The organism is Sphingopyxis sp., from assembly GCF_035998905.1.
Classification (GTDB): Bacteria; Pseudomonadota; Alphaproteobacteria; order Sphingomonadales; family Sphingomonadaceae; genus Sphingopyxis.
The window spans coordinates 304668-321085 of sequence record NZ_DASYHG010000029.1; the positions used below are offsets into that span (position 1 = coordinate 304668).

General features: G+C 67.9%; 17 protein-coding genes. 8 read left to right on the forward strand and 9 right to left on the reverse strand.

Annotated elements, in window-relative coordinates; genetic code table 11:
• Positions 1-2: 2 nt before the first annotated feature.
• The 4 genes from msrB to VGN62_RS18775 all read right to left on the reverse strand — a co-directional run bounded on the left by msrB (position 3) and on the right by VGN62_RS18775 (position 4077).
• A complete protein-coding gene (msrB, locus tag VGN62_RS18760; RefSeq protein ID WP_327456718.1) occupies positions 3-488 on the reverse strand; it encodes a peptide-methionine (R)-S-oxide reductase MsrB in 486 nt (161 codons plus the stop codon).
• A gap of 44 nt (positions 489-532) precedes the next feature.
• Positions 533-1768: a cytochrome P450 gene (locus VGN62_RS18765; protein WP_327456720.1), complete on the reverse strand. Its 1236-nt coding sequence runs from the start codon at positions 1766-1768 to the stop codon at positions 533-535.
• A gap of 87 nt (positions 1769-1855) precedes the next feature.
• The gene (locus VGN62_RS18770; RefSeq protein ID WP_327456722.1) at positions 1856-3106 is read right to left on the reverse strand and encodes an ABC transporter permease; all 1251 of its coding nucleotides are present in this window, start codon (positions 3104-3106) and stop codon (positions 1856-1858) included.
• On the reverse strand, positions 3103-4077 hold the full coding sequence (locus VGN62_RS18775) for an ABC transporter ATP-binding protein (RefSeq protein WP_327456724.1): 975 nt from the start codon (positions 4075-4077) through the stop codon (positions 3103-3105). Before VGN62_RS18775 ends, VGN62_RS18770 begins: the two co-directional genes overlap by 4 nt.
• A gap of 49 nt (positions 4078-4126) precedes the next feature.
• Here VGN62_RS18775 and queG point away from each other — a divergent pair, with 49 nt between their 5' ends.
• The gene (gene queG, locus VGN62_RS18780) at positions 4127-5179 is read left to right on the forward strand and encodes a tRNA epoxyqueuosine(34) reductase QueG (RefSeq protein ID WP_327456726.1); all 1053 of its coding nucleotides are present in this window, start codon (positions 4127-4129) and stop codon (positions 5177-5179) included.
• 43 nt (positions 5180-5222) lie between these two features.
• On the opposite strand, the gene VGN62_RS18785 is transcribed toward queG, so the two are convergent.
• Positions 5223-5597: a hypothetical protein gene (locus VGN62_RS18785; RefSeq protein ID WP_327456728.1), complete on the reverse strand. Its 375-nt coding sequence runs from the start codon at positions 5595-5597 to the stop codon at positions 5223-5225.
• On the reverse strand, positions 5594-6277 hold the full coding sequence (locus VGN62_RS18790) for an EI24 domain-containing protein (protein WP_327456730.1): 684 nt from the start codon (positions 6275-6277) through the stop codon (positions 5594-5596). The genes VGN62_RS18785 and VGN62_RS18790 overlap by 4 nt, the downstream gene beginning before the upstream one ends.
• A gap of 188 nt (positions 6278-6465) precedes the next feature.
• On the opposite strand from VGN62_RS18790, the gene VGN62_RS18795 reads away from it, so the two are divergent.
• Complete coding sequence (locus tag VGN62_RS18795; RefSeq protein ID WP_327456732.1) at positions 6466-7464, forward strand: adenosine kinase; 999 nt, start codon at positions 6466-6468, stop codon at positions 7462-7464.
• 52 nt (positions 7465-7516) lie between these two features.
• On the forward strand, positions 7517-7774 hold the full coding sequence (locus tag VGN62_RS18800; RefSeq protein ID WP_327456734.1) for a hypothetical protein: 258 nt from the start codon (positions 7517-7519) through the stop codon (positions 7772-7774).
• Here VGN62_RS18800 and VGN62_RS18805 read toward each other — a convergent pair.
• The 3 genes from VGN62_RS18805 to tsaD form a co-directional block, all read right to left on the reverse strand.
• Positions 7771-9300, reverse strand: coding sequence for a lipopolysaccharide biosynthesis protein (locus VGN62_RS18805; protein ID WP_327456736.1), 1530 nt, complete (start codon positions 9298-9300; stop codon positions 7771-7773). The genes VGN62_RS18800 and VGN62_RS18805 overlap by 4 nt on opposite strands.
• 76 nt (positions 9301-9376) lie before the next feature.
• Positions 9377-10369: an NAD(P)H-dependent glycerol-3-phosphate dehydrogenase gene (locus tag VGN62_RS18810; RefSeq protein ID WP_327456738.1), complete on the reverse strand. Its 993-nt coding sequence runs from the start codon at positions 10367-10369 to the stop codon at positions 9377-9379.
• Positions 10366-11400 (reverse strand): tRNA (adenosine(37)-N6)-threonylcarbamoyltransferase complex transferase subunit TsaD, encoded by a 1035-nt coding sequence (gene tsaD, locus VGN62_RS18815; protein WP_327456740.1) that lies wholly within the window; start codon positions 11398-11400, stop codon positions 10366-10368. The genes VGN62_RS18810 and tsaD overlap by 4 nt, the downstream gene beginning before the upstream one ends.
• Before the next feature lie 62 nt (positions 11401-11462).
• On the opposite strand from tsaD, the gene hemC reads away from it, so the two are divergent.
• Genes hemC through VGN62_RS18840 form a run of 5 tightly spaced genes read left to right on the forward strand, consistent with a single transcriptional unit; the run spans position 11463 to position 16408 of the window.
• Entirely contained in the window at positions 11463-12410 is a 948-nt protein-coding gene (hemC, locus tag VGN62_RS18820; protein WP_327456742.1) for a hydroxymethylbilane synthase, read from the forward strand.
• On the forward strand, positions 12407-13096 hold the full coding sequence (locus tag VGN62_RS18825) for a uroporphyrinogen-III synthase (protein WP_327456744.1): 690 nt from the start codon (positions 12407-12409) through the stop codon (positions 13094-13096). Before hemC ends, VGN62_RS18825 begins: the two co-directional genes overlap by 4 nt.
• Before the next feature lie 19 nt (positions 13097-13115).
• On the forward strand, positions 13116-14027 hold the full coding sequence (locus VGN62_RS18830; RefSeq protein WP_327456746.1) for a mitofilin family membrane protein: 912 nt from the start codon (positions 13116-13118) through the stop codon (positions 14025-14027).
• Positions 14028-14076: 49 nt separating this feature from the next.
• Positions 14077-15279: an acyl-CoA dehydrogenase gene (locus VGN62_RS18835; RefSeq protein WP_327456748.1), complete on the forward strand. Its 1203-nt coding sequence runs from the start codon at positions 14077-14079 to the stop codon at positions 15277-15279.
• A 19-nt stretch (positions 15280-15298) separates the two neighbouring features.
• Positions 15299-16408 carry a CaiB/BaiF CoA-transferase family protein gene (locus VGN62_RS18840; RefSeq protein WP_327456750.1) on the forward strand — a complete coding sequence of 370 codons (1110 nt, stop codon included), beginning with the start codon at positions 15299-15301 and terminating at the stop codon, positions 16406-16408.
• The last annotated feature ends 10 nt before the right edge of the window (positions 16409-16418 follow it).

Consider the following 16418-nt stretch of genomic DNA (forward strand, 5'->3'; position numbering starts at 1 on the left):
CTTCAGGCGGGTTGGAAACTGAGCGCCGCGCCGTTCATGCAATAGCGCTTGCCGGTGGGTTTCGGCCCGTCATTGAAGACGTGGCCGAGGTGGCCGCCGCAGCGTTTGCAATGCACCTCGGTGCGCGCATAGCCGAGCTCATGGTCGGTCGAGGTGGCGATCCCGCCCTTCAGCGGCGCCCAGAAGCTGGGCCAGCCGGTGCCGCTGTCGAACTTGGTCCGGCTCGAATAAAGCGGCAGGGCGCAGCCCGCACACAGGAAGGTGCCGGCGCGTTTTTCCTTGTCGAGCGGGCTGGTGAAGGGGCGTTCGGTCGCCGCCTCGCGCAGCACGCGATATTGCAGCGGCGACAGGCGCTTTTTCCATTCGGCGTCGGAGAGCTGCCACCCGGCCTGCGCTTTCGGGCGCGCCGATCGGGCGAAGAGCATCGGCGCGCCGATCACGGCGCCGCCGAGCGCAAGTCCGCCGAGAAGATAACGACGTTCGATCATGCCTTGCGATACGTACGCCTTCGCCGAAGGGTTACAAGCCCGCGTCAATATTTCTCGATTTGCACGGGCAGCGACCGGAAACCGTGGACGAAGCAGGCGTGGACGCGTTCGGGGGTGCCGGTGACGTTCACGCGCATCCGCCGCGCCGCCATCTCTTCGAGCAGGATGCGGAGCTGAAGCTCGGCGAGCCGCGCGCCGACGCAGCGGTGGACGCCATAGCCGAACGACAGGTGGCGCCGGGCATTCTCGCGGTCGAGTTTCAGCGCGTCGCCATCGTCGAACACGCTCTCGTCGCGGTTCGCCGACAGATACCAGAGGATGAGCTTGTCGCCCTTCTTGATCTGGTGTCCGAAGAGGTCGGCATCCTCGAGCGCGGTGCGGCGCATATGCGCCAGCGGCGTCTGCCAGCGAATGATTTCGCTGACCGCATTGGGGATCAGCGACGGATCGGCTTCGAGCTTCGCGCGCTGGTCGGCGAATTTGTCGAGCCCATAGGCAAGCCCAGACATGGTGTTGCGCGTCGTGTCGTTGCCGCCGACGATGAGGAGGACGAGGTTCCCGATGAACTCATATTTGTCCATGTTGCGCATCGCCTCGCTGTGCAGCATCATCGACAGGAGGTCGGGCGTCGGCGGCTGGTCGAGCTTTTCCATCCACAGCTTCTGGAAATAGACGAAGGCTTCCTCGAGCACCGCGCGGCGCTGTTCCTTGAGCTCGACCTTCTGCGCGAGTTCGACGTCGCCCATCCAGTCGGACCATTCGGTGAGCTTGCGGCGGTCTTCCCAGGGGAAATCGAAGAGCAAAGCGAGCATCTGCGTCGTCAGCTCCATCGACACGCGATCGACCCAGTCGAATTCGCTGTTCCACGGCAGGCTGTCGAGCACCTCGCCCGTGCGGTTGCGAATATCCTCCGACAGGCGCGTCATTTCGGCGGGCGTAAAGGCGGGGGCGACGGTGCGGCGCTGGTCGGTGTGCTGCGGCCGGTCCATCGCGATGAACATCGGCAGGCGGAAATCCTCATCCTCGTCGCGTTCGAGGATCGTGATCCCGCCATATTCCCATGACGAGCTGTAGATGTCGGGGAGCGCCTCGACGTGCTGGATCGCCTGATGGCTTGCGATATTCCAATAGGGGCCGTGGACGCTGTCCTCGCACTTCACGATACCGCCCAGTTTGCGAAGTTCGGCAAAGGGTTCCTGCCAGCGATCCTCCGAATAGATCGCGGCGGGGCTCATGTCATAGGCGTGGGTGACAGGCTGGGGTTTGGCTGCAGTCGCCATCGGGCATCCTCTCTTCGCAAGGGACTCGCCGCGACGCTTGCCGCCGTCGGCGAAATCAGTTGCAGAATGCCACTGCTAACAGCTTTGTCAATGACGTGCGGTGCGTCCCGTCGGAGCGCGGCGCCAGAATTTCCAGCCGCTCCCGCTGCTCAGCACCCCCGACCGGAACAGCCGGACCGAAACCCAGATAACGAGCGCGACCCAGATCGCCTGCCAGCCAAGCGCGAGCAGGTGGACCGCCTTGGCATCGTCGGTCGCGGCGCGCGCCGCCATCGCGAGCGGTGATGAGAAGGGGAAAATCTCGGCGAAGCGGGCGAGGCTGCTGCCCGGCGCGCTCGCGGCGCCCGCTGACAGGCTGAACATGCCGACCTGGAAGATGGTGATCGGCAGGCTGAGCATCTGGATTTCGCGCACCGTCGCCGCCTGCGCCCCGACGCCGAGGAAGGCGGCGCCGAGGAGGAGGAAGGACAGGATGAAATAGGCGAAGCCGATCCCGAGAAAGAAGGGCCAGCCGGTCGCGGGCATCGCGGCGAGCGCGGCCGCAGGCTTGCCCGCCGCGGCGAGCGAAGCCGGATCGACCTGCGTCGCGGCGACCAGCCCGCCCCCCATGGCGATGATCACCCAGAAGGCGATGAAGAGCATCGCGACGCCGAGCATCCCGAGCAGCTTGCCGAGGAAAACGCTTTCGAGCGGCACCGCGGCGGCGAGGATCTCGATGACCTTGTTGCCCTTCTCCTCGGCGAGCGAACTCACGGTCTGGCCGGCGAGAAGCAGGGTCAAAAGGAATATGATGAACACCGCGCCGAAACCGATCGATTGCTGCACCGCGATGCTGGTGCCGCCGTTCGAGAGCGCTTCGAAGCGTGGTGCGACGGGCGGCAAGGGCCCCGCGGCCCGGGCGCGCTGCACGTCGCTCGCGAGCAGTGCGAGATAGCGTCCCGAACTGCTGTCCCTTTCGCGCTCGACGATGTACGGCGCGGCGAGCGGGCCGATCATCACCGCATAGGTGTCGCTGCCCTTTTCGTGCGCGATCTTCACCGGATCGGCGGCGGGGCCGGCGATCCGGATGTCGAGCAGCGCGGGTTCGCGGCTCATCGCCGCGCGAAGCCGCGTATCGGCGCTGCGCAGCGCTTCGACATCGGCCGCGTCGGCGACGATAACGATGCGGCCCGCGCCGCGCGCGCTGTCGGCGAGCTGCGACGCGCCCATCCCGCCGGCCAGTCCCATCGCGACCATGAACAGCGGCGCCAGCAAGAACAGGAGGAAGGTCGGGGTCGCGACGATCGCGAGGAAGTCGCGCCGCGCAACAACGAACATGCTGCGGATGAAGGGGGTCATGCGCTGGCCTCCTCTACGGCGTCCCCGGTCGCGTCGGCATCGAAGCCAGCATCGACCTGGCGGACGATATGGACAAAGGCGTCGTGGAGCGCCGGGCGGCTGATCGAAAGACCGGTGACGCCATGACCGCTCGCGGTGATGCGCGCGAGCAGGGGTTCGACGTCGCCGTCCTGAATCGCGAAATGCCATGCGTCGCCGCGCAGTTCAGCGCCAGCGGGAAGGTTGGCGGCGACGATGGCGGGGTCGCCGGCGGTTCGTGGGGTGTAACGCACCTGCATCGGCAGTAGCGCGCGCGCTTCGTCGACCGTGCCCTCGAAGCGGCGTGCCGAGCGCGCGATGATCGCGATGCGGTCGCACAGCCGTTCGGCATGCGCCATGACATGCGTCGAAAAGAGGATCGTCGCGCCGCGGTCGCGCTCGCGCCGGACGAGCATTTCGAGCCGTTCCTGGTTGACCGGATCGAGTCCGGAGAAAGGTTCGTCGAGGACGATCAGGTCGGGTGCGTGGACGATCGAGCCGATCAGCTGGATCATCTGCGCCATGCCCTTCGACATCTTGCGGATCTTTTCGTCGATCACGCGCTCGAGTCCGAGTTCGGTCATGAAGCCTGCGGCGCGGCGGCGGCCTTCGGACCAGTCGAGCCCGCGCAGCGCGCCCATGAAGGCGATCGCCTCGCGCGCTTTCATGCCGGGATAGAGTCCGCGCTCCTCGGGCAGATAGCCGATCCGGTTGCGCACGGCTTGCGGCCGGTGCCCGCCGAGCAGCCGGCTCGTTCCCTCGTCGGGATCGATGATGCCGAGCGTCATTCGGAGGCTGGTCGTCTTGCCGGCGCCGTTGGGGCCGAGCACGCCATAGATGCTGCCCGCCGGCACCGCGAGGCTGACATGATCGACCGCTTTGTAATCGCCGAAATATTTGGTGAGGCCGTTCGCCTCGACGCTGAAATCGCTCAAACCTGGGTCCCCGATCATTCGCTCACCGGACTATGGCACGGCGAGACGGCTCGCGTATAGAGCGCCAATGGTTGCCGAAGCCTTGCCTCCTCTGGAAGACCGCCTCGAAGCGGTCGCGCGCGAGCATGGATTCGCGGCGTTCGGGATCGCGCACGCCGATGCGGCGCCGCAATCCGCGGCGCGGCTCGACCAATGGCTGGCCGAGGGGCGCCACGGCGACATGATCTGGATGGAAAGCCGCGCCGAACAGCGCGGTTCGCCCAAGGGTCTCTGGCCCGAGGTCCGATCGGTGATCGCGCTCGGCATGAGTTATGCACCCGCGCTCGATCCGCTGGCGCTCGCCGATCATCCCGACCGCGGACGGATTTCGGTCTATGCGCAGGGCGGCGATTATCATGACGTCGTCAAAAGGGCGCTGAAGGCGGTCGCGCGCTGGCTGGTTGCCGAAGTGACGGACGCCGAGGTCAAGGTGTTCGTCGACACCGCGCCCGTGATGGAAAAGCCGCTGTCCGCCGCGGCGGGGCTCGGCTGGCAGGGCAAGCACACCAATCTCGTCAGCCGTGACCATGGCAGCTGGCTGTTTCTGGGGGCAATTTACACGACGCTGGAACTGGCGCCGTCGAAACCGGGGCGCGACACGTGCGGCAGCTGTTCGGCGTGCCAGGATGCCTGCCCGACGCAGGCCTTTCCTGCGCCGTACCGGCTCGATGCGCGTCGCTGCATCTCGTACCTCACGATCGAACACAACGGCCCGATCCCCGTCGCGCTGCGGCGCGGGATCGGCAACCGTATCTATGGCTGCGACGATTGCCTTGCGGCGTGCCCGTGGAACAAATTTGCGGAAACCGCGCAGGCGCACCGCGCTTTCCTGCCGCGAGCCGAACTCGCCGCGCCGTCGCTCGCCGACCTGCTGGCGCTCGACGATGCCGATTTCCGGCAGGTCTTCGCGGGCTCACCGATCAAGCGGATCGGGCGCGGACGGATGGTGCGTAACGCGGCGATCGCGGCGGGAAACAGCGGCGACATACGCTTTGTCCCGGTGCTCGAACGGCTGGCGAAGGATGATTCGCCGATGGTGGCCGATGCGGCGTTATGGGCGCTCGCCGAATTGACGCCGTGACGTCATTCGCCTGTAAAACGGCACCGGCCCATTCCCGCCCATCCTAACGCTGCAGCGACTGCGCGCAGCTGTTGACCTCGGCGTTGCGGCCGTCGGGGGTGCGCGCGTCGACATGCGTCGCGACCGGATTGGCGCCCGCGCGCGGGGCATAGAAATAGATATCGAGGATGCAGTTCGTCCCCGCGAACTGGAGCTTGCGCCCCGCACCCTCGGTGACGTCGAGCCGCGGTTTGCCGAACATGCGGCCGATGGCATCGGCGCTGTTGCCGATCAGCGCATTATTCTGCACCGGCTTCACCACCGTCGGCTGCTGCGTGACCGGGGGCGGCGTCGAGGGGCGCGGGATTGCGGGGCCGGCGCAGGCGCCGAGCGTCAGCGCAAGGCCGGAGATGGCGGCCAACTGTCCATTTTTGGTCATCTTTTTTCGTCCCCGTCCCGCAGGTGCAGCATGTGCACGGCCATAGCGGCACTCAGGATAGGCGCCAACAGATTGGCGACGGGCACCATGAAGCTTGCGGCGGACAGCAGCCCGAGCGACCAGCGCGCCGGGCGATCGAGCCGCGGCCGGTCGGGATGGCGCGCGAGCACCATCGCCTCGAGATCGCGTCCGAGGAGCAGCGCGTTGACGAACAGTGCAAAGATCGGCGTGCCGATTCCCGTCACGAGCAGCAGGATATAGACCGGCAGCGCGAGCAGGTTGCCGCCGACGAGCCGGACGAGCGACGCGAGCGCGAGGCCGATATTCTGGCGCCAGCCGACATCGACGGCCCCCGCCGCCGCAGCGGGATAATGACGTCCCTCGACATCGGCGACGATGCCGTCGGCGAACAGCCCGACGACCACGATCGCGACCGCGCGAAACAGCAGCCAGCTGCCGGCGAGGATGACGACGACGACGAGCAGGCCCGCCATATCCTGCTCGGTTTCGCCCAGCCATTGCCAATGCGCGAGCGCCCAGCGCGCGGACCAGAAGATCGCGGCGCCCGCGGCGGCGAGCAGTAGCAAAGTGAGGGCAAGGCTCTGCGCGAGGACGCGGAGCACGCGCGGCTGGGGCAAGTCCCTGAGTGCGAGCAGGAAAGCATGAACGGCGCGGGCCATGACCAGGGGATGGCGCGAGCGAACCCCTCCCGTCAAGCGCAGGTCGACAATCTATTCCTCTCGTCACCCGGGGCTTGATCGCGGGTCTGAAGAGGGGAGGGATGGCGCTCGCGAGCGTTCTGCTTGCCTTGATGCGCCGCCGCCCGTAAAGGCCCGCGCAGCTTTTTCCACGCATCACAGGATATTTCATGGCCTCCACCGCCCGTTTCGACGTTGTTGCCATCGGCAATGCGATCGTCGACGTCATTGCCCGCGCCGACGATGCGCTGATCACCGCCGAAGGCCTGACCAAGGGGTCGATGCGGCTGATCGACGCCGAAGAGGCCGAACGGCTTTACGCGGCGATGGGGCCGGCGATCGAAATGTCGGGCGGTTCGGCGGCGAATACGCTCGCGGGGATGGCCGCGCTCGGCCAGCGGTGCAGCTTTATCGGGCAGGTCGCCGACGACCAGCTCGGGCATGTCTTCACGCACGACCTCCGCGCGCTTGGCGTTGCGTATGAAACCCCGCCGCTCAGCGAAGGCGCGCCGACCGCGCGCTGCCTGATCCTCGTCACCCCCGACGGGCAGCGGACGATGAACACCTTCCTCGGCGCGAGCCACCTGCTCGAACAGTCGATGATCGATGAGGCGTGGATCGCCGATTCGGATATCCTCTATCTCGAAGGCTATCTGTGGGATCCCGAACTGTCGCGCGCGGCGATGCGGCGCGCGATCGACGTGTCGCGGGCCGCGGGGCGCAAGGTCGCCTTCACCCTGTCCGATGCCTTCATTATCGACCGCCACGGCGCCGATTTCCGCAAGCTGATCGCCGAAGGGCTGTTCGACATATTGTTCGCGAACGAGGTCGAGATTTGCGCGCTCGCCGAAACCGACGATTTCGAAGCGGCGGTCGCAAAGGTCGCGCCGCAGGTGCCGCTGCTCGTCGTGACGCGCGGTTCGCACGGCGCGCTTGCGATCACCGGCGGCGAACGCACCGAAGTGGGCGCCGAGCCCATCGACACCGTCGTCGACACGACGGGTGCCGGCGACCTGTTCGCGGCGGGCTTCCTGTCGGGTCAGGCGCAGGGGCGTTCGATCGCCGACTGCCTGACGATGGGCGCGGTGTGCGCGCGCGAAATCATCGCGCAGGTCGGGCCGCGCGCCCAGACCGACCTCAAGGCGACGGTCGCGGCGCGCCTCGCCTAGGAACTTTCACCGGGATGAAGCGTCCTATGCGCCATCAGCATAGGAGGTCGACATGGCCGATGAAATTCACGAGACGCGCACCCCCGACGGGTCGACGCACACGACGACGATCATCGATCGCGAACCGCGTCGCGGCGGCGGATTGGGCATGGGCCTGATCCTGCTCGTTGTCCTCGCGGTTGCGGCCTTTGTCGCATTCCAGTTCCTCGCCAACGACAGCGCGCAGACGGGCGCAGTTACCGAAGCCGCGCAAAAGGTTGGCGATGCCGCGCAGGACGTCGGCGACGCCGCGCAGAAAGCGGTCGATTAGGCCGCGGCCGCCGGCGCTTCTTCCGGGTGCTTCTTGAACAGCGCCCGGTCGGCGGGGCCGAAACCGCGGGTCCAGATCAGCCAGGCGTAAATGCCGAGGATGAAGGGTACGCCGATCAGCAGCTCGGCCCATTCGGGAAGCTGCGTCGCCCCCCAGCCGAGCACCGCCGCGCCCGCGGTCGCCCAGACGAGCGCCCAGCGCAGGCTGTTCACCGGCGCGCCGAGGATGCGCGCAAGCAGCCGCGCCTTGACCAGCGATGCGAAGCCGAGCGCCAGCATCAGCGCGAGCGCGACCGCCCCGGCATAGGTGATCGGGGGCAATCCCATCGATTTGGCGATCAGGATCAGCGCGACGCTGAGACCCGCCTGCAGCGCGAGCGTCGCGATGCTGATGAGCAGGTTGCGGTGGCGCGCGACATAGACGAGCGCCGCCTCGCTGACGACCGCGGTCGCGGCGACGACCTCGGCGGCAAGCAGGAAGGCGAGCGCGGCGGTGCCGCTGACGAATTCGGGGCCGACAAGGCCCATCACCGCCTCGCCCGGAATGCCGAGCGCGAGCGCGACGCCAGCCTGCGCCGCGATGATCCAGAAACCGACCTGGCTGACCTGTGCCGCCACGGCGGCAAGCCGGTTCTCGGCCAGGTTGCGCGTGATGACCGGGCCGAGAATCGGCTCGAAGCTCGTCTTCAATTTCTGCGGCAGCGAGGCGACCTGCTGCGCCATGTAATAGATGCCGTAGATCGTCGGCGAGGTGAACTGGCCGAGGATGAAGAGGTCGAGGCGGCGCGTACCCCATTCGATCGCATCGGCGGCGGCGAGCGGCGCGTTACGCCGCGCGAGGGTGATCAGGTGCGCTGGATGCGGCCGCCAGACCCCGGGACCGCCATAGTGCCGGATCATCGGGATCAAAGCGGTGAGGAAGGCGCCGAGCATCGCCGCGGCATAAGACAGCATCAGCCCGTCGCGCGCCGAGACGAACCAGAATCCCGCGGCGGCGATGCTGATCACCCACGGTTCGACGATCGCACGCGCGCGCACGGTGGCGCCGATGTCGAATTTATATGCGCAGGCGGCGAGCGCGATGTCGGTCCCCGCGATTGCGAAGACGAGCAGCGCCATCCAGCGATCGGCGCCGTCGATCCCGCCCGCCGGATACATGAGTTGCGGGAGGAGGAAGAGGATCGCCGACCCCGCCGCCGAGGCAAGGAAGGCGACGAACATGCCGTCCCACACGACGATACGATGATCGGCGCCGGGCGCGCTCAATTGCTCGGCGAGGCCGCGCTTCAGCCCCAGCGTCGCGAGCTGCGCGACGAGTTCGATGACGAGCACGGCAAAGGCGAAACGCCCGACCGCCTCGGGCCCGTACCAGCGGCCCGCCACATAGAGGAAGGGCAGGCGCGCGACGAGGCGAAGGATGAAGCCGAAAAAATTGGTGCGTCCGCCCTTGGCGAGCGCGGCCGTGTCCGCATCCCCCGAAGATGCGGCTGGCGAAGGGGGCGCGGCTGCGCTGTCCGTCTGGCTCAAGCCTGGCGCCCCTTCTGCTGCTCCCCGAAGCGCAGTCTAGCGCGGCGGGAAGGTGCAGGCAATCGATCGAAGTACTTCATTGCCCTTCGGATCGCAGCGGGCGGCTGAGCAGCGCCTGAATGGCTTCGCCGACGCGGGTTTCGCCCGCGACGAGGCGCGCGACCGTGTCGGTGATCGGCATGTCGATGCCGTCGGCGCGTGCGGCTGCGGCGACGACGGGGGCGCTGAAGGCGCCTTCGGCGACGGTGCGCCGGTCGGCCATCAACGCCTCGGCGGCTTCGCCGCGCCCGAGCCCCTGACCGAGCGCGAAATTGCGCGAGTTGGACGAGGTGCAAGTGAGGACGAGGTCGCCGAGCCCGGCGAGGCCGGCGAGCGTTTCGGCCTGTGCGCCGCGCGAGAGGCCGAACCGCGTCATTTCGGCGAAACCGCGGCTGATCAGCGCCGCGCGCGCGTTGAGCCCCAGCCCGGCGCCGTCGACGATCCCGCATGCGATCGCGAGGATATTCTTAACCGCGCCGCCGATCTCCGCGCCGATGACGTCGGTCGAGGCATAGGGCCGGAAATGCGGGCGGGCGAGCGCCTGCGCGATTTCGCTCGCGAGGCTGGCGTCGGCGGCAGCGAGCGTGATCGCGGTGGGAAGCCCGGCGGCAACTTCGTGTGCGAAGGTCGGCCCCGAAAGCACAGCATGGGGGCGCTGGGGCGCGAGATCGCGCGCCATGTCGATCGGGAAGGCAAAGCTGCCCGCTTCCATCCCCTTGCTGCAAAAGATCAACGGCGCATCGCCGGGCGGAAGCGCGGCGAGTACCGCGCGCAGATAGGGTACGGGAACGACGACGAGCAGCGCGTCGAGGTCGGCCATGTCCGCGAGAGCGCCGGTCGCGGTCAGCGAGGGCGAGAGCGCGGCGCCGGGAAGAAAGACCGGGTTGCGATGTTCGGAATTAATCGCGGTGACGACCTCTTCTTCGCGCGCCCACAGCCGCACCGGCGCGCCTTCGGCGGCGAGTAGCTGGGCAAGCGCCGTGCCCCACGCACCGCCGCCGATCACGCCGAAATTCGAATATGACGTCATGCCTTCACCCCTGCTCCGCGCACCGCCTCGGCTTCGGGATCGAGCGGCCAGCGCGGGCGTGCGGCGACGCCTAGGTCGTCGGTCAGTCCGGCGGCGAAGCGTTCGGCGCCCGCCCATGCGATCATCGCGCCATTGTCGGTGCAGAGCCACAGCGGGGGCGCGACAAAGGCCTTGTCGAACCGGGCCGCGAGATCGGTCAGCGCGCTGCGGATCGCCGTGTTCGCCGCGACCCCGCCCGCGACGACGAAGGCGGTCGCGTCGGAGCAGGCGGCGAGTGCGATGCGGCTGCGGTCGACGAGGCAATCGACGACCGCCTGCTGGAACGAAGCGGCGAGATCGGGGACGCTGTGTTCGCCCGACGCCGCCGCGCGCGCCACGGCGCTCTTGAGGCCGGCAAAAGAAAAATGCGGTTCGGCGCTGCCGACGAGCGGGCGCGGCAGCGGCACCGCGTGCGGGTCGCCGTCCCTTGCGATGCGCTCGACCGCGGGGCCGCCGGGGTAGCCGAGGCCGAGCAGCTTCGCGGTCTTGTCGAACGCTTCGCCCGCCGCGTCGTCGATCGTCGTCGCGAGACGGCGGTAATCGCCGACGCCTTTGACGAGCAGCAGCTGGCAGTGGCCGCCCGACACGAGCAGCAGCAGATAGGGGAATTCGAGCGCCGGATCGGCGAGGCGCGGGCTGAGCGCATGGCCTTCGAGATGGTTGACCGCGATCAGCGGCTTGTTCGCGGCGTGGGCGAGCGCCTTGCCGGTGACGAGCCCGACCATCACCCCGCCGATCAGTCCGGGGCCGGCGGTCGCCGCGATCGCATTGACCTCGGCGAGCGATACGCCGGCGTCGGCGAGCACACCCTCGACGATCGGCGCGAGCCGGTCGACATGCGCGCGCGCCGCGATCTCGGGAACGACGCCGCCATAGGGGCTGTGCTCGGCTTCCTGTCCCGCGACGCGATGCGCCAATATGCGCCGTTCGCTGTCGACGAGCGCTGCCGCGGTTTCGTCGCAGCTCGATTCAAGGCCGAGGATCAGGGTCATATTGTTGCGCGTCCTTTACCCGCCCCTTTATCGACAGGGCAACCCGCGCTAGCAGCTTGCGCATGAATGGCCTTCCTACTCCCCAAAACCCGCTTCGCATCGGCACGCGCGCGTCGCCGCTCGCGATGGCCCAGGCGCATATGGCGGCTGCGGCGCTGATTGCCAGTCATGGCATCGATATGGCGGCGCTCGAAATCGTGCCGATGACCGCAACCGGTGACAAGATCCAGGACCGGGCGCTCGCCGAGGTCGGCGGCAAGGCGCTCTGGACGCGCGAACTCGACGCCGCGCTCGACGCCGGGACGATCGATATCGCGGTCCATTCGCTGAAGGATGTCGAAACGCTGCGCGAGGCGCGCTTTTTCCTCGGCGCGATGCTCGAACGCGCCGATCCGCGCGACCGGCTGGTCGTGCGCGAGGGCATAGCGGCCATTTCGATCGCCGATTTGCCGCAGGGCGCACGGCTCGGGACGAGCAGCCCGCGCCGCGCGGCGCAGGTGAAGCGCATTCGCCCCGACCTCGAAACGGTGCTGCTGCGCGGCAATGTCGCGACACGGCTTGCCAAGATCGCCGGCGGCGACGCCGACGCGACCTTGCTCGCGGCGGCGGGGCTCGACCGGCTGGGGATGCACGACGTTGGAACGGTGCAGGACGTGCGCCTGCTGCTTCCCGCGGCGTCGCAGGGTGCGATCGGGATCGAATGCCGCGCGGGCGATGCGGCGACGCGCGCGCTGCTCGCCGCGGTCGATCACGCGCCGACGCATCGCGCGGTGATGGCCGAGCGTGCGTTTCTCGCGGCGCTGGGCGGCGATTGCCGCTCGCCGGTCGCGGCGCACGCGCATTGGCGGGATGACGGCACGCTCCGCCTCGATGCCGAGGTTTTTTCGGAGGATGGCGCCGACCATGTTGCCGGACATGTCGTTGTCGCGAATTCGGAGGCGCCCGAAGTGCTGGCGCGCCGCCTGCTCGGCGAAGCGCCCGACAGCGTCCGGCGCCTGTTCGCGCGATGACCGACGGCCCGCCATTGATCGTCACGCGGCCCGAACCGGGCAACGCGGCGACGGTCGAGCGGGCGATGGGAATGGGGTTCGACGCGCGCGCCATGCCGCTTTTTGCAGCGCGCGCGCTCGATTGGGACGCACCGCCCCCCGAAGATTTCGACGCGCTGCTGCTCACCAGCGCGGCGGCAGTGCGGCTCGCGGGTCCGGGCCTTGTCCGGATGGCATCGCTGCCCGCCTATGCCGTCGGCGCGGCGACCGCGCGCGCGGCAGAGGCAGCGGGACTGACGGTGGCGACGGTCGGATCGACGGACGCCGGGCAGCTTCTTGACGCCATGACGTCAGAAAATATCCGAGATATATTATGGCTTTGCGGGCGAGACCGGTCCGAATTCGACCTGCGCGGCGCGGCGATCACGGCCTTGCCCTGCTATGCTGTCGATCCCGTCCCGCCGCCTGCCGAATGGATGGGGCTGATCGCCGAACCCGCGGTCCTGCTCGCCCATTCGGCGCGTGCCGCACGGCGGATTTCGGACCTTGTAGGCGCCGCACGCGACCATCTGTCGCTCGTTGCAATCAGCCCCGCGGTCGCGGCGGCCGCCGGGAGCGGGTGGCACGATATCGCCATCGCGGGACAGCCGGACGATGTCGCAATATTGGCACAGGCGCGTGCTTTGTGGCACAAGGGTGCAAAATAGGGTCGTTCGAAAGAGAAACATGGCAATCGACAGTATCGACACCACCTCGCCCGTGCAGGACGAGGCGGTCCCGACGAGAGGGCTATCGTTCCGCGCGGTCGGCCTTGGCGCCCTCGTCCTGCTCCTGATCGGAATCGCCGGAGGCGGATGGGCGGTAAATCGTTGGCTGACGGGCGATAATTTGCCGTCGGCTCCGAAAGCGATCGAGCCATCGGCAGGGACCGCGAATCCGCTCCTCGTTGCAGGCGCGGCGAAGGGTGCGCCCGACGGCCAGCCGATGGTGGTTGCGCCCGTCGACGGCGCGAATGCGCTCGCGGCGCGCGTCGCCGAACTCGAACAACGATTGTCGCGAATCACCCTCGAAGCCGAATCGGCATCGGGCAATGCGTCGCGCGCCGAAGGGCTCCTCGTCGCCTTTGCCGTCCGGCGCGCGCTCGATCGCGGGCTGTCGCTTGGTTATCTCGACGCCCAGCTCCGGCTGCGCTTTGGTGATGACCAGCCCAATGCGGTGAAAACGATCATCGACACCTCGCGCGAACCGGTGACGCTCGAACAGCTTCGCGCCGAACTCGACACGCTCGCGCCGCAACTCGTCGGGCGGAACGGTGACGGCAATGGCAGCCTGTGGACCGGGCTGCGCCGCGAACTGGGCGAGCTGTTCGTCGTGCGCGCGGCGGGAACGCAATCGCCGCGTGCATCCGAACGTCTCGATCGCGCGCGGCGCTATCTCGCGGCCGGCCAAGCCGACCTTGCGATTGCCGAGGTCGAGGCGATGCCCGGCGCGGCCGCGGCGAACGACTGGCTGATCGATGCGCGCCGCTATCATGAGGCGCGGCGCGCGCTTGACCTGATCGAGACGGCGGCGATATTGGAACCGCGCGACAGCCCCGCTGCCGCGATGGCCCCGAAAGCGGCCGAACCGACCCCATAGCGCGCATTCCGGTAAGGGCTGCCCGCCCTTTAGAGAGAAAGCCCGTTCCATGGCCCTCGCCGACCCGCAGCGCATCGAAGCGCTCGACCCGCTCGATCCCCTCCAGCTCGACGCCGAGCTCAGCGAAGAGGAGCGGATGGTCCGCGATACCGCGCGGTCCTATGCGACCGACGCGCTGTTGCCGCGCGTGACCTCGGCGTTCCTCGACGAACGCTTCGATCGAGAGATCATGTCGGAAATGGGCGCACTCGGCCTCCTCGGCGCGACGATCGATCCCGAATATGGCGGCGCGGGGCTGAATTATGTCAGCTATGGCCTGATTGCGCGAGAAGTCGAACGGATCGATTCGGGCTATCGTTCGGCCTGTTCGGTGCAGAGCAGCCTCGTGATTCACCCGATCAACGCCTATGGCAGCGAGGAGCAGAAGCGCAAATATCTGCCCGGGCTCACTTCGGGCGAACTCGTCGGCTGTTTCGGCCTGACCGAGCCCGACGCGGGCAGCGATCCCGGCGGGATGCGCACGCGCGCCGAAAAGATCGAAGGCGGATATCGCCTCAAGGGCGCGAAGATGTGGATCACCAATTCGCCGATCGCCGACGTTTTCGTCGTCTGGGCGAAGTCGGAGGCGCATGACGGCGCGATTCGCGGTTTCGTGCTCGAAAAGGGCATGAAGGGCCTGTCGGCGCCCAAGATCGAGGGCAAGGTGAGCCTGCGCGCGTCGGTCACCGGCGAGATCGTCATGGATTCGGTCGAGGTGGGCGAAGATGCGCTGTTGCCGCATGTTTCGGGGCTCAAAGGGCCGTTCGGCTGCCTCAACCGCGCGCGCTACGGCATCGGCTGGGGCGCGATGGGCGCGGCCGAATTCTGCTATGAAGCGGCGCGGGGCTATACCGGCGAGCGCAAGCAGTTCGGGCGCCCGCTCGCGGCGAACCAGATCGTGCAGCTCAAGCTCGCCAACATGCTCACCGAAATCACGCTGGGCTTGCACACCGCGCTGCGCGTCGGCCGGTTGATCGACGAGGGGCGGCTCATCCCCGATGCGATCAGCCTGCTCAAGCGCAACAATTGCGGCAAGGCGCTCGATATCGCGCGCGTCGCGCGCGATATGCACGGCGGTAACGGGATTTCGGCCGACTATCATGTCATCCGCCACGCGGTGAACCTCGAGACGGTGAACACGTATGAGGGCACGCACGATGTTCACGCGCTGATCCTCGGCCGCGCGATCACGGGTATTTCGGCCTTTGCCTGAGCCCCAGGGCTTAAAACCTTTGCAGGGCATCCGCGTCGTCGAACTGGCGCGTGTGCTCGCGGGGCCGTGGTGCGGGCAATTGCTCGCTGACCTCGGCGCCGAGGTGATCAAGGTCGAGCGGCCGGGCGCGGGCGACGATACGCGCGAATGGGGCCCGCCCTTCGTCACCGGCGCGGCGGGCGAGAATCTGGGCGCGGCCTATTATCACAGCTGCAACCGCGGCAAGCTGAGCGTCGCGATCGACATCGCGTCGGCCGCGGGGCAGGCGGAGGTGCGGGCGCTGCTCGCCGATGCCGATGCCGTGATCGAAAATTACAAGGTCGGCGGGCTCGTCAAATATGGGCTCGACCCCGCGCGGCTCTGCGCCGATTTCCCGCAGCTGGTCGTCTGCTCGATCACCGGCTTCGGCCAGACCGGGCCTTATGCGCACCGCGCCGGCTATGACTATATCGTGCAGGCGATGAGCGGCTTCATGTCGCTGACCGGCGAGCCCGACGGCGCGCCGCAAAAGGCCGGGATCGCCTATGCCGATATCTTCACCGGCATGTATTCCGCCGTCGCGATCCTCGCGGCGCTGCGACGCCGTGACGTCACCGGAAAGGGCGCACATGTCGACATGGCGCTGCTCGATTCGCAGGTTGCGGTGCTCGCCAATCAGGCGGCCAATTATCTGGCGAGCGGCGTCGCGCCGAAGCGGATGGGCAACGCCCACGTCAATGTCGTGCCCTATCAGGTCTTTGCGACCGCCGACGGCCAGCTCGTGATCGCGGTCGGCAACGACGGCCAGTATCGCAAGCTCTGCGCGATATTGGGCGTGCCCGAATGGGCCGACGATCCGCGTTTCGTCAACAATGCCGCGCGGCTCGCGAACCGCGCCGAATTGATCCCGCTGCTCGCCGCAAAGATCGCCGCGTGGGACGCGCAGCCGCTGTCGCTTGCGCTCGAGGCCGAGGGGGTTCCCGCGGGGCCGATCAACGACCTCGCGCAGGTGTTCGCCGATCCGCAGGTCCGGGCGCGCGGGATGCGCTTCCGGCCCGAGGGCGCGTCGATCGATGGTGTCGCGAGCCCGATCGTGATCGACGGCGAACGCATGGTCGCGCGCGCCGGGGCGCCGCCGCTCAGGCCATAGAAAAAGGGGC